This is a genomic window from Sphingosinicellaceae bacterium (assembly GCA_019285715.1).
Classification (GTDB): domain Bacteria; phylum Pseudomonadota; class Alphaproteobacteria; order Sphingomonadales; family Sphingomonadaceae; genus Glacieibacterium.
In genome coordinates this window covers 2,081,342-2,096,749 of the sequence record CP079108.1, presented here as the reverse complement: position 1 = coordinate 2,096,749, position 15,408 = coordinate 2,081,342, and the positions used below count along the sequence as shown (strand labels likewise).

Below are 15,408 nucleotides of genomic sequence, written 5' to 3'. Positions count from 1 at the left end.
ACGATGACGATGATGCTGCCCGGCACGGCGCTGCGGACCATTGCCTTGGGGCTGTTGCTGTCGTCCGTCGGAGCGTGTGCGCAACCGGTCGATCAGGCGGCGTCGGGGCCACGCGCGACGGCGAGCGCCGGACTGACGCTTCAGGATTTCATCCGGCGAAACGAGAAGAGATTGCTGGCAAACGATACCGACGGGGACGGCAAAATCAGCCAGGCAGAGTTTGTTGCCGGCACCAAGGCCGGCAAGGGCGATCCGGCCAGGCGCTTTGCAAAGATGGACGCGAACGGGGACGGCATGCTCGACAAGTCCGAGATCGATGCGATGCTGGCGCGTCGCTTCAAGCGTCTCGACACCGATGGCGACGGGGTGGCCAGCGCCGATGAGCGAGCGGCAGCGCGTGCGAAGCAGGCCCCGGCCGCCGACGACGGGTCGACGCTCTGATGCCGGACCGGTCGAGATGGGCGTAGGAATAGACGCTGTTAAGCGATCAGGATCCCGACACACGCCTGATCCAGAGGGTCGGTCGCGGCGAACCGGCGGCGACGAGACTGCTCGTCGCGGCGAAGCTGCCGCGCATCCTCGGCTTGGCGACGCGCATGCTCAGCGACGCGTCGGAAGCGGAAGATGTCGCGCAGGAGGCGTTCGTCCGCGTCTGGCGAACCGCCGGTGCGTGGCAGCCGGGCCGGGCGCGCTTCGACACCTGGCTGCACACCGTCGTCCTGAATTTGTGCCGGGACCGCCTGCGCCGGCGGCGCGAGGTGGCGAGCAATGCGGTCCACGAGGTGATCGACCCGACCCAGAATGCGGAAGCCGCGCTGATAGAGGCCGAACGCGGAACGGCGGTTATCGACGCGATCGCAGCGCTGCCCGAACGCCAGCGCGAAGCTATCCTGCTGGTCCATTATCAGGATCTTTCAGGAGCCGAGGCGGCCGCGGCGCTGGACGTCAGCGTCGAGGCGCTGGAGTCGTTGCTGGGACGGGGGCGACGCGCGTTGCGTCGGCAACTCGTCCAGCCGCAGGAGGGTGACGCATGAACGAATTCCTGACCCTCGACCGGTTCGAGGCACTCGCCGATGCATACGGTGGTGTCATCGCGCACTGGCCCGAACAGTTTCGCGAGGCAGCGATGCGGATGGCAGCACAGCCGGACGCGGCGAGGATTCTCGCCCAGGCGTCGGCGCTCGACGAAGCACTCGACACCTGGACGGTGCCGTTGCCGACCGACGCACTGCGCCAGAACGTGATCCGTGATGCGCCGGCTCCGTCGCGGGGCTGGGCGATCCGGGCAAGGCTCTGGTGGTCGGGCATCGGTATCGTGGCCGCGCTCGCCGGTGCCGCTACCGGGACCGCGGCGGTCGCGGTGGTTTCTCCAGTCGACACATCAGCCAGCAGTACGTCGTTCGGCGACGTCGGCCAGCAGGAGCGCTGATCGATGCGCAAGTTTCATGTCGCGCTCGCCGTCTCGCTCATCCTCAATCTGTTCCTCGCCGGCGCGCTCGTCGCCGGTGTCGTGTCGGTCCGTTCGGGAGCCCGCATGATCAACGCGGGTTCGCTGCGGGTCGCCGGTGCCGAACTGCCGATGTCCGAACGGCGGCCGTTTCGGATGGCGCTTCGCGAGGCGCGCGCCGCGATGCGACCGACGATCGTCGAGGCGCGTGCCGCGAAGGTCGAAGCGGCAGCATTGCTGCGGCGATCCGACGTCGACCAGGCTGCAGTCAACGCATCGCTCGACCGGGCGCGCCTCGCCGATATGGCTGTCCGCGCGGCGGTCGAACGGCGCGCCGTGGCTTTTGCGGCGACGCTGCCGCCCGCCGATCGCGCCAAGCTTGCCGACGCGGTGCAGAGGCGTGCCGACACGGCGTCCCCCGTCGCGCCGTGAGCGAAGCGACGGAAATTCGGCGGGTCGGCGTTTAACGGGAGGTGGATCACCACCGAGGTATGATCGTTGCCCGTCCAGCCCGCGATGTCGCCTCCCGCAATTGCGCTGAACCGCTTTGGTCTGGGCGTGCGGCCAGACGACGCTGTCCCGACTGATCCGAAGCGCTGGCTGGTCGACCAGTTCACGCTGTTCGATCCACGCCCCGCCGGCTTCGCTGCGCTCGACGATCCCGGCACCGCGGTTATGCGGTATCGGGAGGAGCAGCAAGCCAGGCGGCAAATGGCGAAGCAGGACGGCGCAGCCGGCTCAACCGCGGAGCTGAAGACCGGTCGGCAGGATTTCCGGCAGGACGTACAGGCGCTCTATCGTGCCGGCGTCCAGGCACGCGCCGACAGCGCCCTTGCCACCGAGGCACCGTTCGTCGAACGACTGGTCCACCTCTGGTCCAACCATTTCTGTGTCTCGGCCGACAACCCCCAGGTCACCGCGTTTGCCGCCGCCTTCGAGCGCGACGCGATCCGCCCGCATGTGCTGGGCAAGTTTTCGGACATGTTGCTAGCTGTCGAGCAGCACCCTGCGATGCTGATCTATCTCAACCAGGTCCAGTCGATCGGTCCCGGCAGCCAGGCCGCGATGCGCAATCCCGACCGCAAGCGCGGGCTCAACGAGAACCTCGCGCGTGAGATCATGGAACTGCACACGCTCGGCGTCCGCTCGGGCTACACTCAGGCTGACGTGACCGAGTTCGCACGAGCGCTCACCGGCTGGACGGTGGATGGTCTTGGTGGCGGTAAAGTCGGCGAGGGCAATCCCGATCGGTTTGCCTTCCGGCCGGGACAGCACGAGCCGGGCGTCCGGATGATCCTCGGCCGGCGCTATCCGCAGGATGGCGAGATGCAGGCGCGCACGGCGTTGATGGACTTCTGGCGTTCGCCTGCAACCGCGACGCATGTCGCCACCAAGCTCGCACGGCACTTCGCCGGTGATGATCCGCCGCCAGCGATGGTCGCGCGACTGGCAGAGAGCTTCACCCGCAGCGACGGCGACCTGCCGACGGTCTACCGCACCTTGATCGCTTCACCCGAGGCGTGGGTGGCGACACCGGTCAAGTTCAAGACGCCATGGGAATGGACGATCTCGTCGCTGCGCGGCGTCGGTCACCGCGCGGTCGGTGGCATCCAGGTCGCCGGTCTCCAGACGCAGCTTGGCCAGCGCGTGTGGAAGCCGGGTTCGCCTGCCGGCTGGGACGATGTCGCGGCTAGCTGGTCGGGGTCCGACGCCCTGCTGCGGCGGGTCGAGATAGCCCAGCGGCTGGCCGCACCCCTAGCTGGCGGCATCGATGCGCGGTTGCTCGCGCCCAAGATCATGCCGGCTGCGCTCAGCCCGGCCACAGCGGACCAGATTGCCCGCTCCGAAAGTCCGGCAGGCGCCATCGCGCTGATGCTGGTTTCTCCCGACTTCCTGAGGAGATGATCCGATGATTCCGCGCCGTCAGTTCCTGTCCGCCGCTGCGCTTGATGCCGGCACCTTGTTCGTCGCCCCTAGCCTCGCTCTCGCGACTGTGCCGACCGAGCGACGTTTCGTCTTTATCATCCAGCGCGGTGCCGCCGACGGCCTCGACATCCTGCGCCCGACCGGCGATCCGGCGTTCGCCGGCCTGCGCGGACAACTCATCGACGATGCAGCAGCGGGCACGAAGCTCGACGGGATGTTCACCCTGCATCCGGCGCTGGCGGAGATCGGCAGGATGTACGGCCGGGGACAGGCACTGTTCGTCCATGCTGTCGCCTCGCCCTACCGCGATCGTTCGCACTTTGACGGCCAGTACGCTCTCGAGACCGGCGGCACATTGCTGATACAGCTCAGTACCGAAGGTCGATGATATGGAGGACACCCTCTCCGCTATTGCGACATGCCTGCCATGCGTCGCTGACGGCCGGAACATCGGTGGCAACATGGCGTTCGATACGGTACCGCACGATCATCTGATCACGCTACACAACAGGAATTACCAAATGGCGCGCAAACCAGTCGATTCCGCACAGCCGAAATACAAGGTCGATTACCGCGAGATCCAGCCCTACGGGACGCTGAAGTCGCTACCGATCGCGCTTGAGGACAATGCACGCACGCAGAGCGTCGCGACGTTGAACCAGATGCTCGCCGACACGATGACGATCCGCGACCTGTACAAGAAGCATCACTGGCAGATGTCGGGGGTCACCTTCTACCAACTCCACCTGCTGCTCGACACGCACTACGAGGCACAGGCCGCGCTCGTCGACATGATCGCCGAGCGCATCATGGCGTTGGGCGGTGTCAGCATCGCAATGGCTCCAGATGTCGCCGAGATGACCAAGATTCCCCGCCCGCCGAAGGGGCGCGAGGACGTGCCAACCCAGCTGTCGCGGCTCCTCGAAGCTCACGAGATCATCCTGCGCCAGGCGCATGAGGGTGCCGAGGCCGCTAACGAGAATGGCGACGACGGCACCAACGACCTGCTGGTCAGCAACATTATCCGCACCAACGAGCCGCAGGTCTGGTTCATCGCGGAGCATCTGGCCGAGACGCCGCTGCTTCGTGGCGACAAGTAAGCGACTGCGCGTCGGGTGAGCGAGAACGAGCGTGATCCCGGCGTCGCCATCCGGACTGTGCCGACTGCCGCAGAACGCTTGATCGCGGTCTGCGGCAAGTGCGGCAAGAAGCTCGGCGGCGGCTTCGGCAGCGGTTCAAAGAAGTCGCTCGTCAAGACGCTTCGTGTCGGGGTGGCCGACACCAAGGGCAAGCGACGGCGTATCCGCATTGTCGAGACGCGTTGCATGGACCTGTGCCCGAAGGGCGCGGTCGCGCTGGTGGACAGTGATAGCCCGAACGAGTTCCTGGTCGTCGTGAAAGAAACCCCGGTGAGTGTGGTTGCGGCGCGGTTGGGGCTTAGTGAGAGCGGGTAAGCGCTGTACTGTACTGGCGGGAGCTTACTGCCACCCCGGGAACCCGAATTGTCATCCCGGGCTTGACCCGGGACCCAGCTAACCCCGTCTTCTGCGCTCAAAGTAAGCTGGGTCCCGGGTCAAACCCGGGATGTCAAATTGGATGCACCGCACCCTACCCCAGCCGGTACCCCACCCCAGGCTCGTTCCGGATCAGCGCCATGCCGCCCTCGCCCAGCTTCTGGCGCAGGCTGCGCACGACGACACGCAGATACTCGACGTCGTCGTCATGCGCCGGCCCCCAGACCCCGCGAAGCAACTGGACGTGGGTGAGCACCCGACCCGGCCTTTTCGCAAGCTCGGCCAGGAAGCCGTATTCCTTCGGGCTCAGGCGAATCTCTGCCCCAGCTCGCTCGACCCGGCGCATGGCGAGGTCGATGCGGACTTCCCCGACCTCGACCACCGGCGCATCGGACTCGCTCGATAACTGATGGCGCAGGCTGGTCCGGATGCGGGCCAGCAGTTCCTCGGTGTCGAACGGCTTGGTGACGAAATCGTCCGCGCCGAGGTCGAGTGCCGCGACTTTTTCCGATGTCTGGTCGCGCGCCGAGATGATGATCACCCGCGCCGTCGACCGTGCGCGGATCAGCGGCACCAGTTCGAGCCCGTCGCGGTCGGGCAGCCCGAGGTCGAGCAGTACCAGGTCGGGCTTGTCGATCGGCAGCGCGTTGAGCGCATCGCGCCCGGTCGCGCCCTCGACGACGGTATAGCCGCCACGCTCGAGCGCCCCACGCACGAGCCGGCGGATGGCGGGTTCGTCGTCGACGACGAGGATCTTGCCGATCGCTGTCATGCCGCCACCGGGGTCGCGACGCGAACCAAAAGCTGGGCAGGGATGTGGAGCGCGAAGCAACTGCCGCTGCCGTCGTCGCGGTTGCCGGCGCTGACCTTCAAACCCATCGCCTCTGCAAAACCCTTGACGATGGCGAGTCCAAGGCCGGTGCCGGTCTTACCGCGATCCGAGCCTTCGAGACGCGTGAATGTCTCAAAGATGCGCCCGGTTGCCTCGTCGGGCAAACCGTCGCCGACATCGAGGACCTTGAGGACCAGTTCATCCGGGTTGCGGCTGGTGGCGATCGTCACCGGCGTCCCCGGCTCGCCGTACTTGCCCGCATTGTCGAGCAGGTTGAGCAGGCAGTGGTGGAACAGCTGCGGGTCGACGCGCACCAGCGGCAGGTCGCAGGGCACCTCGAGCTTGATCGCATGGCCGGCGAGTGCTGCCCGCGCATCGTGCACGGCGCTGGCGACGGCGTCGGTGAGGTCGATCGGCTCGACCGCCAGCCGCAACGCACCCGCCTCGATGCGCGCCATGTCGAGCAGGTTCGAGACGAACCGCGACAGCCGCAGCGTCTCCGCCTCGAGCGCCTCGAACGCGGCATCGTCCTGGCTGCCGAATCGGCGCCGAAGCTCGTTCGCCGAGGCGAGGATCGTCGTCAGCGGGGTACGCAGGTCGTGGCCGACAGATGACAGCAGTGCCGCGCGCAGCCGGTCGCGCTGCTCGAGCTGCGCCACGCCGACCATCTCGCCCTCGAGCCTGATACGCTCGGCCGCGAGCGAGGCCTGGTCGAGCAGGCTCGACAGCAAAGGCATCTGGTCGGCGCGCAGCGGATCACGCCCGTCGTCGCGGCTGAAACCGAGCACGGCGCGGGTGATCCCGCCTGCAACGAGCGGTTGGAACAGCCAGTCGGCAGCGGGCAATGTGTCGGCGCCGCGGCCGGCCGGACGCCCCTTGTCGGCGACCCATTGTGCCGCTGCCATCTCGATAGGGCCAAGCTTGTCCTCGGGAGGGCTCGCCGCAACGATCTCCAGTTCGCCATCGGTCACCTTCATCAGGATGGCGCGGACCTCGAACAGCCGAGCGAACTCGGCGCACATCGCCTGCCCCAGCTCCTGAAGCGTCGCGACCCCGGTCAGCTGACGCGAGAAACCCGCGAGCGCGGCGTTGTGCTGGGCGCTGCGGGTCGCGAGGTCGGCCTGGACGCGGACGCTCGCTGCCAATTGGCTCGCCGCGACCGCCACGCCGAGCAGGATCATCACGGTCACGGCGTTTTCGGGATCATTGATCGTGAAGGTGTAGAGCGGCGGCAGGAAAAAGAAGTTGTAGGCCAGAGCCGACAGCACGCCGGAGAACAGCCCGGCGCGCAGGCCGTACAGGCTGGCCGCGGCGAACACCGGCACCAGGTACAGCATGTCGACGCTGTTGAAGCCGATCCAGCGCGCCACGCCGAGCCCGGCCACGGTCATTGCCGCAACCATCAGCGTCGCGCGGAGATAGTCGCCCGCCACCATCGGCCGTGCGGTCGCGGGCATCCGTGGCTGCCGGGCCGCCTTGTCCAGCACGGTGCCCGAGGGCAGCACGTGGACTGCGACGTCGCCCATGCCGCGCACCAGGCGGTCGACGACCGAGCCGTGGCGCAGCTCGAACCACCATGACCGGGCCGACTTGCCGATGACGATCTGGGTCGCGCGGGAGTCGATCGCATAGCTGCGCAGTCCGTCGACAACGGTGACCGCGGGGATGGTCGCGGTCTCGCCGCCGAGTTGCGAGGCCAGCGCCAGCGTCGCGGACAGGCGCGCCTGCTCGGCGGGTCCGAGGGCGCGGCTGCGCTGCGTCTCGACGTGGAGCGCGGTCCACGGTGCCTTGAGCGCATCGGCCAGCCGCTTGGCTGACCGCACCAGTTCAGGTGCCGTCGCAAGCTCGCTGACCGCGACCAGCACCCGCTCGCCCGCCGCGAAGCTGCCGCCGAGCGCGTGTGCCTTGAGATGGTCGAGCATCTGCGCATCGACCGCCTGCGCGGCCCGCCGCAGCGCGAGTTCGCGCAGCGCCTGCAGGTTCGTCTTGGAGAAGAAATGCCCGAGCGCCCGGGTCGCCTCGGCGGGGACGTAGACCTTGCCGGCCTTGAGCCGCTCGATCAGTTCGTCGGGGGGGATGTCGACGACCTCGAGCTCGGCGTTCTCGAGGACCCGATCTGGCACGGTCTCGCGGACCCGGACGCGGGTGAACGAGGCGACGACATCGTTGAGGCTCTCGATGTGCTGGACGTTGATCGTCGAATAGACGTCGATCCCCGCCGCCAGCATCTCCTCGATGTCCTGGTAGCGCTTGGGGTGGCGGCTGCCGGTGGCGTTGGTGTGGGCCAGCTCGTCGACCAGCGCCAAACCGGGCCGCCGCGCCAGGATCGCGTCGAGGTCGAGTTCGTCGAGGGCGCGGATATTATGCTCGGTGACGCGGCGCGGGATGGTCTCGAACGGTCGCGCCAGCGCCTCGGTCTCGGCGCGGCCGTGGCTTTCGACGATGCCGATCACCACGTCGACTCCGGCGGCCTGGCGCTGCGACGCCTCGGTCAGCATCTCGTAGGTCTTGCCGACCCCGGGTGCCGCGCCAAGGAACACCTTGAGCTTGCCACGCCCCTCCGCCTGCGCGTCCTTCAGGAACGCCTCGGGGGCTGGGCGGTCGGGGTCGGGACTACTCACCCGGCCGATTGTGCCCCGGCTGCGTCCAGCTGTCGATTGAGCTTCAGTACGTTGACGCGCGGTTCGCCGAGAATGTTGGCGAGCGGGCCCTCGACCGCGGCGTCGACCATCGCCTTGACCTTGGTTGCCTCCAGTCCGCGCGCCTTGGCGACGCGATCGACCTGAGCATAAGCGGTAGCGGGCGAGATATGCGGGTCGAGGCCCGAACCCGATGCGGTCAGCATGTCGGCGGGAAAGGCACCGGTAGCGCCGTCCTTGCGGGCCACGGCGGCGTCGGTCTTGACGCGGTCGATCAGGCCCTTTGCGTTCGGCCCGAAGTTCGAGCCGCCCGACGACTGGCCGTCATAGCCCTTGCCCGCCGCCGATGGCCGGCCGTGGAAGTACTTCGCCGCGGCAAAGCCCTGCCCGATCAATTCGGACCCGACGACGGCCCCCTTGGCGTCGCGGACGAGGCTGCCGTTGGCCTGCGCCGGGAACAGCAGTTGCCCGATGCCGAGGATGACCGCGGGATAAGCGAGGCCGGTCAGCAGCGTGAACAGCAGCAGCATGACGACGGCGGGGCGCAGGGCGCTGGAGATATCGGAGTTCATGTGCGGGGTCCTTAAGCGAGGCCGGCGCCGGAAACGACGAGGTCGATGAGCTTGATGCCGACGAACGGCGCGATCAGGCCACCCAGGCCGTAGACCGCGAGGTTGCGCGACAGCAGAGCGCCCGCCCCCGCCGGCCGGTACTTCACGCCCTTGAGCGCCAGCGGCACCAGCGCCGGTATGATAAGCGCGTTGAAGATCACCGCCGACAGGATCGCGCTCTCGGGGCTGGCGAGGTGCATGACGTTGAGCGCCGCGAGGCCGGGATAGAGCACGACGAAGATCGCCGGCAGGATGGCGAAGTACTTGGCGACGTCATTCGAGATCGAGAACGTCGTCAGTGCGCCGCGGGTCATCAGCAGCTGCTTGCCCAGGCCGACGATCTCGATGAGCTTGGTCGGGTCGCTGCCGAGGTCGACCATGTTGCCGGCCTCGCGCGCGGCCTGCGTGCCGGTGTTCATCGTCACGCCGACATCGGCCTGGGCGAGCGCGGGGGCGTCGTTGGTGCCGTCGCCACACATCGCGACCAAGCGCCCGCCGACCTGCTCCTTGCGGATGTAGGCAAGCTTGTCCTCAGGCGTCGCCTGCGCGAGGAAGTCGTCGACCCCGGCCTCTGCGGCAATGCTCGCGGCCGTCAACGGGTTGTCGCCGGTGATCATCACGGTGCGGATGCCCATGCGGCGGAGTTCGGCGAAGCGCTCGCGCATGCCGGCCTTGACGATGTCCTTGAGGTGGACCGCGCCGAGCAGGCGGCCGTCGCGGATGACGGCGAGCGGCGTGCCGCCCGAGCGCGCGATCTCGTCGGTCATGCGGCGCAGCTCGGTCGCCTGGGCGCTGTCGCCGACGGTCTTGAGGACGGAGTCGACCGCACCCTTCTGGATGAAGCTGTCGTCGAACCGCAGGCCCGAGAGCCGCGTCGAGGCCGAGAATGGTACGACTTCGGCGCCTATCGGCATGATTGCGGTTTGGCCGTGCTGCTCGCGGGCGAGGACGACGATCGAGCGGCCCTCCGGCGTCTCGTCGGCGAGGCTGGCGAGGTACACGGCCTCGGCGAGCTCGTTCATCGAGACGCCCGTGACGGCGCGGAACTCGGTCGCCTGGCGGTCGCCGACGGTAATCGTGCCGGTCTTGTCGAGCAGCAGCACGTCGATGTCGCCCGCAGCTTCCACCGCCCGCCCCGACTTGGCGAGCACATTGAAGCGCACCAGCCGGTCCATGCCGGCGATGCCGATCGCGGACAGCAGGGCCGCGATCGTCGTCGGGATCAGCGTGATCAGAAGCGCCGCAAGCAGCACGACGGGGACCGCGCCGCCGGCGTAGGCGGCGAACATCGGCACGGTGCCGACCGCGATCAGGAAGATGATCGTCAGGCCGACGAGCAGGATGGTCAGCGCGATCTCGTTCGGGGTCTTCTGGCGTGAGGCGCCTTCGACCAGCGCGATCATGCGGTCGAGGAAGCCTTCGCCCGGGCCGGCGGTGACCCGCACGACGATGCGGTCGGAGATGACGCGGGTGCCCGCGGTGACGGCCGAGCGGTCGCCGCCGGCCTCGCGGATGACCGGAGCGCTCTCGCCGGTGATCGCGGCCTCGTTGACCGAGGCGACGCCCTCGACGACTTCGCCATCGGCGGGGATCAGGTCGCCGGTGCCGACGATGACGATGTCGCCGACCTTGAGCTCCGACGCGGCCACCGTCTCGCCGGACTGGCGGGTCGCGGTGAGCTCCCCCTTGGTCTGGCGGAGCGAGGCGGCCTGGGCCTTGCCGCGCCCTTCGGCGATGGCCTCGGCGAAATTCCCGAACAATACGGTCAGCCACAGCCAGACGACGATCTGGACCTGGAACGGGAAGCTCGGCCCGGCCCCGCCGGTGAACAGCAGGACGGTGAGCAGCAGGGCGACGACCGCGGTGACGAACATCACCGGGTTGCGGACCAGCTGGTTGGGCGCAAGCTTCTTGAAGGCATCGCCCAGCGCGGGCCCGACGAGGGCGGCGTTGAACAGCGATGGGGTGGTGGCGCGGGACATGGTCTTGATTCCCTTAGAACAACTGGCCGCGGACGGTGGCGAACTGGTCGGCCACGGGTCCGAGGGCGAGCGACGGCAGGAAGGTCAGACCGCCGACGATCAGGATGATGCCGATCAGCAGCCCGACCCACAGCGGGCCAGTGGTCGGGAACGACCCCGACGACTGCGGCACGACGCGTTTGGCGGCGAGCGACCCGGCGATGGCGAGCACCGGCACGACCACGAAGAACCGTCCGAGCCACATCGCGACTGCCAGCAAGCCGTCGTAGAATGGCGTGTTGGCGGTCAGTCCGGCGAACCCCGAGCCGTTGTTGCCGACTGCGCTGGTGAAGGCATAGAGGATCTCCGAGAAGCCGTGCGGCCCCATGTTGGCGCGACCCGCGAGTCCGTCGGGCAGCACCGCCGCGATGCCGGTGAAGCCGAGGATGACCAGCGGCAACACCGCGATCGCCAGCACCGCGAGCTTGACCTCGCGCGCCTCGATCTTCTTGCCGACGTATTCCGGCGACCGCCCGACCATCAGCCCGGCGACGAACACCGCGAGGATGGCGTAAAGCAGGAAGCCGTACAGGCCCGACCCGACGCCGCCGAAGATGATCTCGCCGAGCTGGATGTTGAACAGCGGCACCATGCCACCGATCGCCGAGAAGCTATCGTGCATGGCGTTGACCGCTCCGCACGAGGCATCGGTTGTGATCGTCGCGAACAGGGCGGACGCGGCGATGCCGAAGCGGACCTCCTTGCCCTCCATGTTGCCGCCGGCGACGCCGAGGTGCGCGAGCTGCGGGTTGGCTGCGGCCTCGCTCATGTAGGCAACGGTGGTGCCGGCGAGGAACAGGATGAGCATCGTCGCGAAGATCGCCCAGCCCTGCCGGGTGTTGCCGACGGCCTTGCCGAAGGTCCAGGTCAGGCCGGCACCGAGGGAGAAGATCGACAGCATCTGCAGCAGGTTGCTGAGCGCGCTGGGGTTCTCGAACGGGTGCGCCGAGTTGGCGTTGAAGAAGCCGCCACCATTGGTGCCGAGCATCTTGATCGCTTCCTGCGAGGCCACCGGCCCGAGCGCCAGCACCTGCTTCGCGCCCTCGAGCGTCGTCGCGGTGACCGACCCGGCCAGCGTCTGCGGCACGCCGAGCGCGACCAGCACGACTGCATAGACGATGCAGGCCGGCAGCAGCAGGTACAAAGTCACCCGCGTCAGGTCGGCCCAGAAGTTGCCGAGGCCGCTGGCTTCCTTGCGCGCGAAACCGCGGATGACCGCGAACGCGATGGCGATGCCGGTCGCGGCCGACAGGAAGTTGTGGACCGCGAGGCCCGCCATCTGGGTCAGGTGGCTCATCGTCGACTCGCCCGAGTACGACTGCCAGTTGGTGTTGGTGACGAAGCTGACTGCCGTGTTGAACGACAAATGCTCGCTGACCGCGGGAAAGCCCTGCGGGTTGAGCGGCAGGAAGGCCTGCAGCCGCTGCAGCGAGTACAGCGTCAGTGCGCCGAACACGCTGAACAGGATGACGTGCACGGCGTAGCGCCGCCAGCTCATCTCGGCCTCGGGATCGACGCCGGACAACGCATAGAAGCCCCGCTCGACGGGGCCGAGCACGACATGGAGCGGCGTTCGACGCCCTTCATACAGCGCGAACAGCCACGCTCCCATCGGTTTGGTGATGGCGATCACCAGCGCTGTGAAGACTGCGATCAGCAGCCAGCCCTGAACGGTCATGTGCGGGGTCCCGAGGTCAAAATCGCTCGGGCCGGACGAGCACGGCGACGAGATAAAGGAGAAGGCCGGCGGCGGTCAGCGCGCCGAGCCAGAGATCGAGGGTCATGTGATGGTTCCTCAGGCCCGGTCGGCGAGCGCGATGTAAACCAGGGTCGCGAGCGTCAGCCCGATGATGGCCCCGACTGCGATCAAATCCTGCATGATGAACACTCCAACATTGAGCCTCCTAGCTAGGCCTCGTTGCGTAAGCGTTCCATGCGGCGGGCGCCGGCAGGCGTAAGGATCGCGTAAGGACCGCAGCCGGCGATTTGTGCGTTAACCGCCCTTGCACCGGGCGCGGCATCGGCTAGCGTCGCGCCGCAATTCCATGAGGATATTCGATGACGCCGAGCCGCCGCGAACTGCTTGCCACCCTCGTCGCCGCCGGAGCGGTCACCACCCTGCCCGGCCTCGCCCGTGCCGCGACGGCGAACGCCTCGGCGCTGGCCCCGGTGGTCCAGAAGATCGCCGACGACATCCTGCTCAATTCACCCGAGGCTGCGACCAACCTCGGTCTCGACCGCGGGGCGCTGGCGGCGCTTGCCGGCCGGTCGAGCGACCTGTCGCTGGCCGAGCGCGCCCGTGATGCCGCGCGCACCGCCGGCTACCGCAAGCATCTCGTCGCGGTCGACCGAGCCAAGCTCTCGGACATCGACAAGACCCGCTACGACACCTTGCTGTTCGCGCTCGACCTCGCTCTCGAAGGCCATCGCTTCGGCTACGGCAGTTCCAGCATCAGCGGGGGCGGACCGTACGTCGTCAGCCAGCAGAACGGCACCTATTCGCAGTTCGCCGAGTTCCTCGATTCCGAGCAGCACATCGAGGTCCCCGCCGACGTCGAGGCCTACCTGTCCCGCCTCACCGGCGTCGCGAAGCAACTCGACCAGGAGACCGAAGCCCTCAAGGCCGATGCCGCGAAGGGCGTCGTCATGCCCGACTTCCTGATGACCAACACGCTGACCCAGCAGCGCGGATTTCGGGCCGTGCCCGCGGGCGAGCAGCGTGTCGTCACCAACCTCAAGACCCGCGCGCTCAAGGTCGGCGCCCCCGACCCGACGGCGCGCGCGACGAAGATCGTCGCGACGCTGATCTACCCCGCCCTCGACCGCCAGACCGCGGCGCTGGCAGCACTCAAGCCCGACGACCGCGCGGGGGTGTGGAAGCTGCCGAACGGCGACGCTTATTACCGTTGGCTGCTCAAGGCCTCGACGACGACCGACCTCGACCCCGAGACGATCCACCAGACCGGCTTGCGCCAGAATGCCGAGATCGACGCGAAGATGGACGCGCTGCTCAAGGCGCAGGGTCTGAGCCAGGGCTCGGTGAGCGACCGCATGACGACGCTGGCGAAGGACCCGCGCTTCACCTACCCTGCCACCGACGCCGGGCGCGCCGCGGTCATCGCCTTTTGCCAGGAGCGGGTGAACATCGTCCACGCGCTGATGCCCAAGCTGTCGAAGCTGAAGTTGAAGGCCGACGTGCAGGTCAAGCGCGTGCCGCCCGACATCCAGGACGGCGCGGCGCTGGGCTACATGAACTTCGCCTCGCTCGATGGCTCACGGCCGGCGATCTACTACATCAACCTCAAGGACATGAGCGTCTGGCCGCGCTTCCAGCTCGCGTCCCTGACCGCGCACGAGGGCATCCCGGGCCATGCCTGGCAGGGTGCCTACCTCGCCGAGCACGCCAAGGAACTGCCGCTCATGACCTCGCTGCTCGGCTTCAACGCCTTCGTCGAGGGCTGGGCACTGTATGCCGAACAGCTGGTGGACGAGAGCGGGTCCTACGATGACGACCCGTGGAGCCGCCTCGGCTACCTGCAGGCGCAGCGCTTCCGGGCCGTGCGGCTGGTCGTCGACACCGGGCTGCACGCGAAGCGCTGGACCCGCGACAAGGCGATCGACTTCATGGTCGCCAACACCGGCCGCTCGAAGGCCGCGGTGACCAGCGAGATCGACCGCTACTGCGCCTCGCCGGGCCAAGCCTGCGGCTACAAGATCGGCCACAACGAGATCCTGCGCCTGCGCGAACTGGCGAAGGCCAAGGCCGGCGCGGCGTTCGACGTGCGGGACTTCAACGACACCGTCGTGATGACGGGCGGCGTGCCGCTCGAGGTGCTGGCAAAGGTCGTGCAGCGGCGGTTCGGGACGGCCTAGGCGGGGCCGGCCTGCCGCGCCGCCTGCAGCTGGCCATAGACGCCGAGCCGGTCGGACACCTGCCAGTGGCCGGTGATCAGGCCCTCGGCGTCGAAGTCGTAGACGGTCAGGCCCGACATCGCGAGCGGCTGGCCGGTGGCGGGAAAGCCGGGGATGTCGCCTTGGTGGGTGGCGGTCCACGTCCACGCCACCGCCACCTTGCCGTCGTCCTCGAGCAGCGCGGCGACATGGAAGCGCTGGTCCGGGAACGGCGCGCGCGAGGTGCGGACGCGGTCCTTGAAGCCCTCGCGGTCGAGGGTCCTGCCGTGCCAGGGATCGCCCGGATCGTGCCGGACGGTGTAGTTCGCGCCGACGAAATGGTCGCACGCCTCGACGTCGCCGAGCGACCACACGGTCTCCAGGAATTCGGCCAGCCGACGCTTGCGTTCGCCGAGGATCATTGAATCGGTCCCGTTCCCTTGGTTGTCATTCCGGCGAAGGCCCGAACCCAGCTGCACTACACACTCTGAACGTCGAGTGCTGGGGTAACCGGGTTCCGGCCTTCG

General features: G+C 67.9%; 15 protein-coding genes and 1 pseudogene. 9 read left to right on the top strand and 7 right to left on the bottom strand.

The window, feature by feature from the left end; genetic code table 11:
* The first annotated feature begins 3 nt into the window (after positions 1–3).
* The 8 genes and pseudogenes from KX816_09745 (at position 4) to KX816_09710 (ending at position 4,827) form a co-directional block, all read left to right on the top strand.
* Positions 4–441: an EF-hand domain-containing protein gene (locus tag KX816_09745; GenBank protein QXQ08217.1), complete on the top strand. Its 438-nt coding sequence runs from the start codon at positions 4–6 to the stop codon at positions 439–441.
* Between the two features lie 35 nt (positions 442–476).
* Positions 477–1,034 (top strand): RNA polymerase sigma factor, encoded by a 558-nt coding sequence (locus KX816_09740; GenBank protein ID QXQ08495.1) that lies wholly within the window; start codon positions 477–479, stop codon positions 1,032–1,034.
* Positions 1,031–1,429, top strand: coding sequence for a hypothetical protein (locus KX816_09735; protein QXQ08216.1), 399 nt, complete (start codon positions 1,031–1,033; stop codon positions 1,427–1,429). Before KX816_09740 ends, KX816_09735 begins: the two co-directional genes overlap by 4 nt.
* Before the next feature lie 3 nt (positions 1,430–1,432).
* Entirely contained in the window at positions 1,433–1,879 is a 447-nt protein-coding gene (locus KX816_09730) for a periplasmic heavy metal sensor (GenBank protein QXQ08215.1), read from the top strand.
* A gap of 84 nt (positions 1,880–1,963) precedes the next feature.
* Entirely contained in the window at positions 1,964–3,352 is a 1,389-nt protein-coding gene (locus KX816_09725; protein ID QXQ08214.1) for a DUF1800 domain-containing protein, read from the top strand.
* Between the two features lie 4 nt (positions 3,353–3,356).
* Positions 3,357–3,725 (top strand): annotated as a pseudogene (locus KX816_09720) (hypothetical protein).
* Positions 3,726–3,894: 169 nt separating this feature from the next.
* A complete protein-coding gene (locus KX816_09715; protein ID QXQ08213.1) occupies positions 3,895–4,473 on the top strand; it encodes a DNA starvation/stationary phase protection protein in 579 nt (192 codons plus the stop codon).
* Between the two features lie 48 nt (positions 4,474–4,521).
* Complete coding sequence (locus KX816_09710) at positions 4,522–4,827, top strand: (2Fe-2S) ferredoxin domain-containing protein (GenBank protein QXQ08494.1); 306 nt, start codon at positions 4,522–4,524, stop codon at positions 4,825–4,827.
* A gap of 154 nt (positions 4,828–4,981) precedes the next feature.
* Here the strand turns inward: KX816_09710 and KX816_09705 are convergent, their stop codons facing one another.
* The 6 genes from KX816_09705 to kdpF are packed head-to-tail and all read right to left on the bottom strand — an operon-like array spanning position 4,982 to position 12,774.
* On the bottom strand, positions 4,982–5,659 hold the full coding sequence (locus KX816_09705; protein QXQ08212.1) for a response regulator transcription factor: 678 nt from the start codon (positions 5,657–5,659) through the stop codon (positions 4,982–4,984).
* On the bottom strand, positions 5,656–8,340 hold the full coding sequence (locus tag KX816_09700; GenBank protein QXQ08211.1) for a sensor histidine kinase KdpD: 2,685 nt from the start codon (positions 8,338–8,340) through the stop codon (positions 5,656–5,658). The genes KX816_09705 and KX816_09700 overlap by 4 nt, the downstream gene beginning before the upstream one ends.
* Positions 8,337–8,930, bottom strand: coding sequence for a potassium-transporting ATPase subunit KdpC (gene kdpC, locus KX816_09695; GenBank protein ID QXQ08210.1), 594 nt, complete (start codon positions 8,928–8,930; stop codon positions 8,337–8,339). Before kdpC ends, KX816_09700 begins: the two co-directional genes overlap by 4 nt.
* An 11-nt stretch (positions 8,931–8,941) precedes the next feature.
* Positions 8,942–10,951 carry a potassium-transporting ATPase subunit KdpB gene (kdpB, locus tag KX816_09690; protein ID QXQ08209.1) on the bottom strand — a complete coding sequence of 670 codons (2,010 nt, stop codon included), beginning with the start codon at positions 10,949–10,951 and terminating at the stop codon, positions 8,942–8,944.
* Positions 10,952–10,964: 13 nt separating this feature from the next.
* Positions 10,965–12,668: a potassium-transporting ATPase subunit KdpA gene (gene kdpA, locus KX816_09685; GenBank protein ID QXQ08208.1), complete on the bottom strand. Its 1,704-nt coding sequence runs from the start codon at positions 12,666–12,668 to the stop codon at positions 10,965–10,967.
* Positions 12,669–12,684: 16 nt separating this feature from the next.
* Positions 12,685–12,774: a K(+)-transporting ATPase subunit F gene (gene kdpF, locus KX816_09680; protein ID QXQ08207.1), complete on the bottom strand. Its 90-nt coding sequence runs from the start codon at positions 12,772–12,774 to the stop codon at positions 12,685–12,687.
* Positions 12,775–13,048: 274 nt separating this feature from the next.
* On the opposite strand from kdpF, the gene KX816_09675 reads away from it, so the two are divergent.
* Complete coding sequence (locus KX816_09675; protein QXQ08206.1) at positions 13,049–14,863, top strand: DUF885 domain-containing protein; 1,815 nt, start codon at positions 13,049–13,051, stop codon at positions 14,861–14,863.
* Here KX816_09675 and KX816_09670 read toward each other — a convergent pair.
* Complete coding sequence (locus tag KX816_09670) at positions 14,860–15,303, bottom strand: ester cyclase (protein QXQ08205.1); 444 nt, start codon at positions 15,301–15,303, stop codon at positions 14,860–14,862. The genes KX816_09675 and KX816_09670 overlap by 4 nt on opposite strands.
* Between the last annotated feature and the right edge of the window lie 105 nt (positions 15,304–15,408).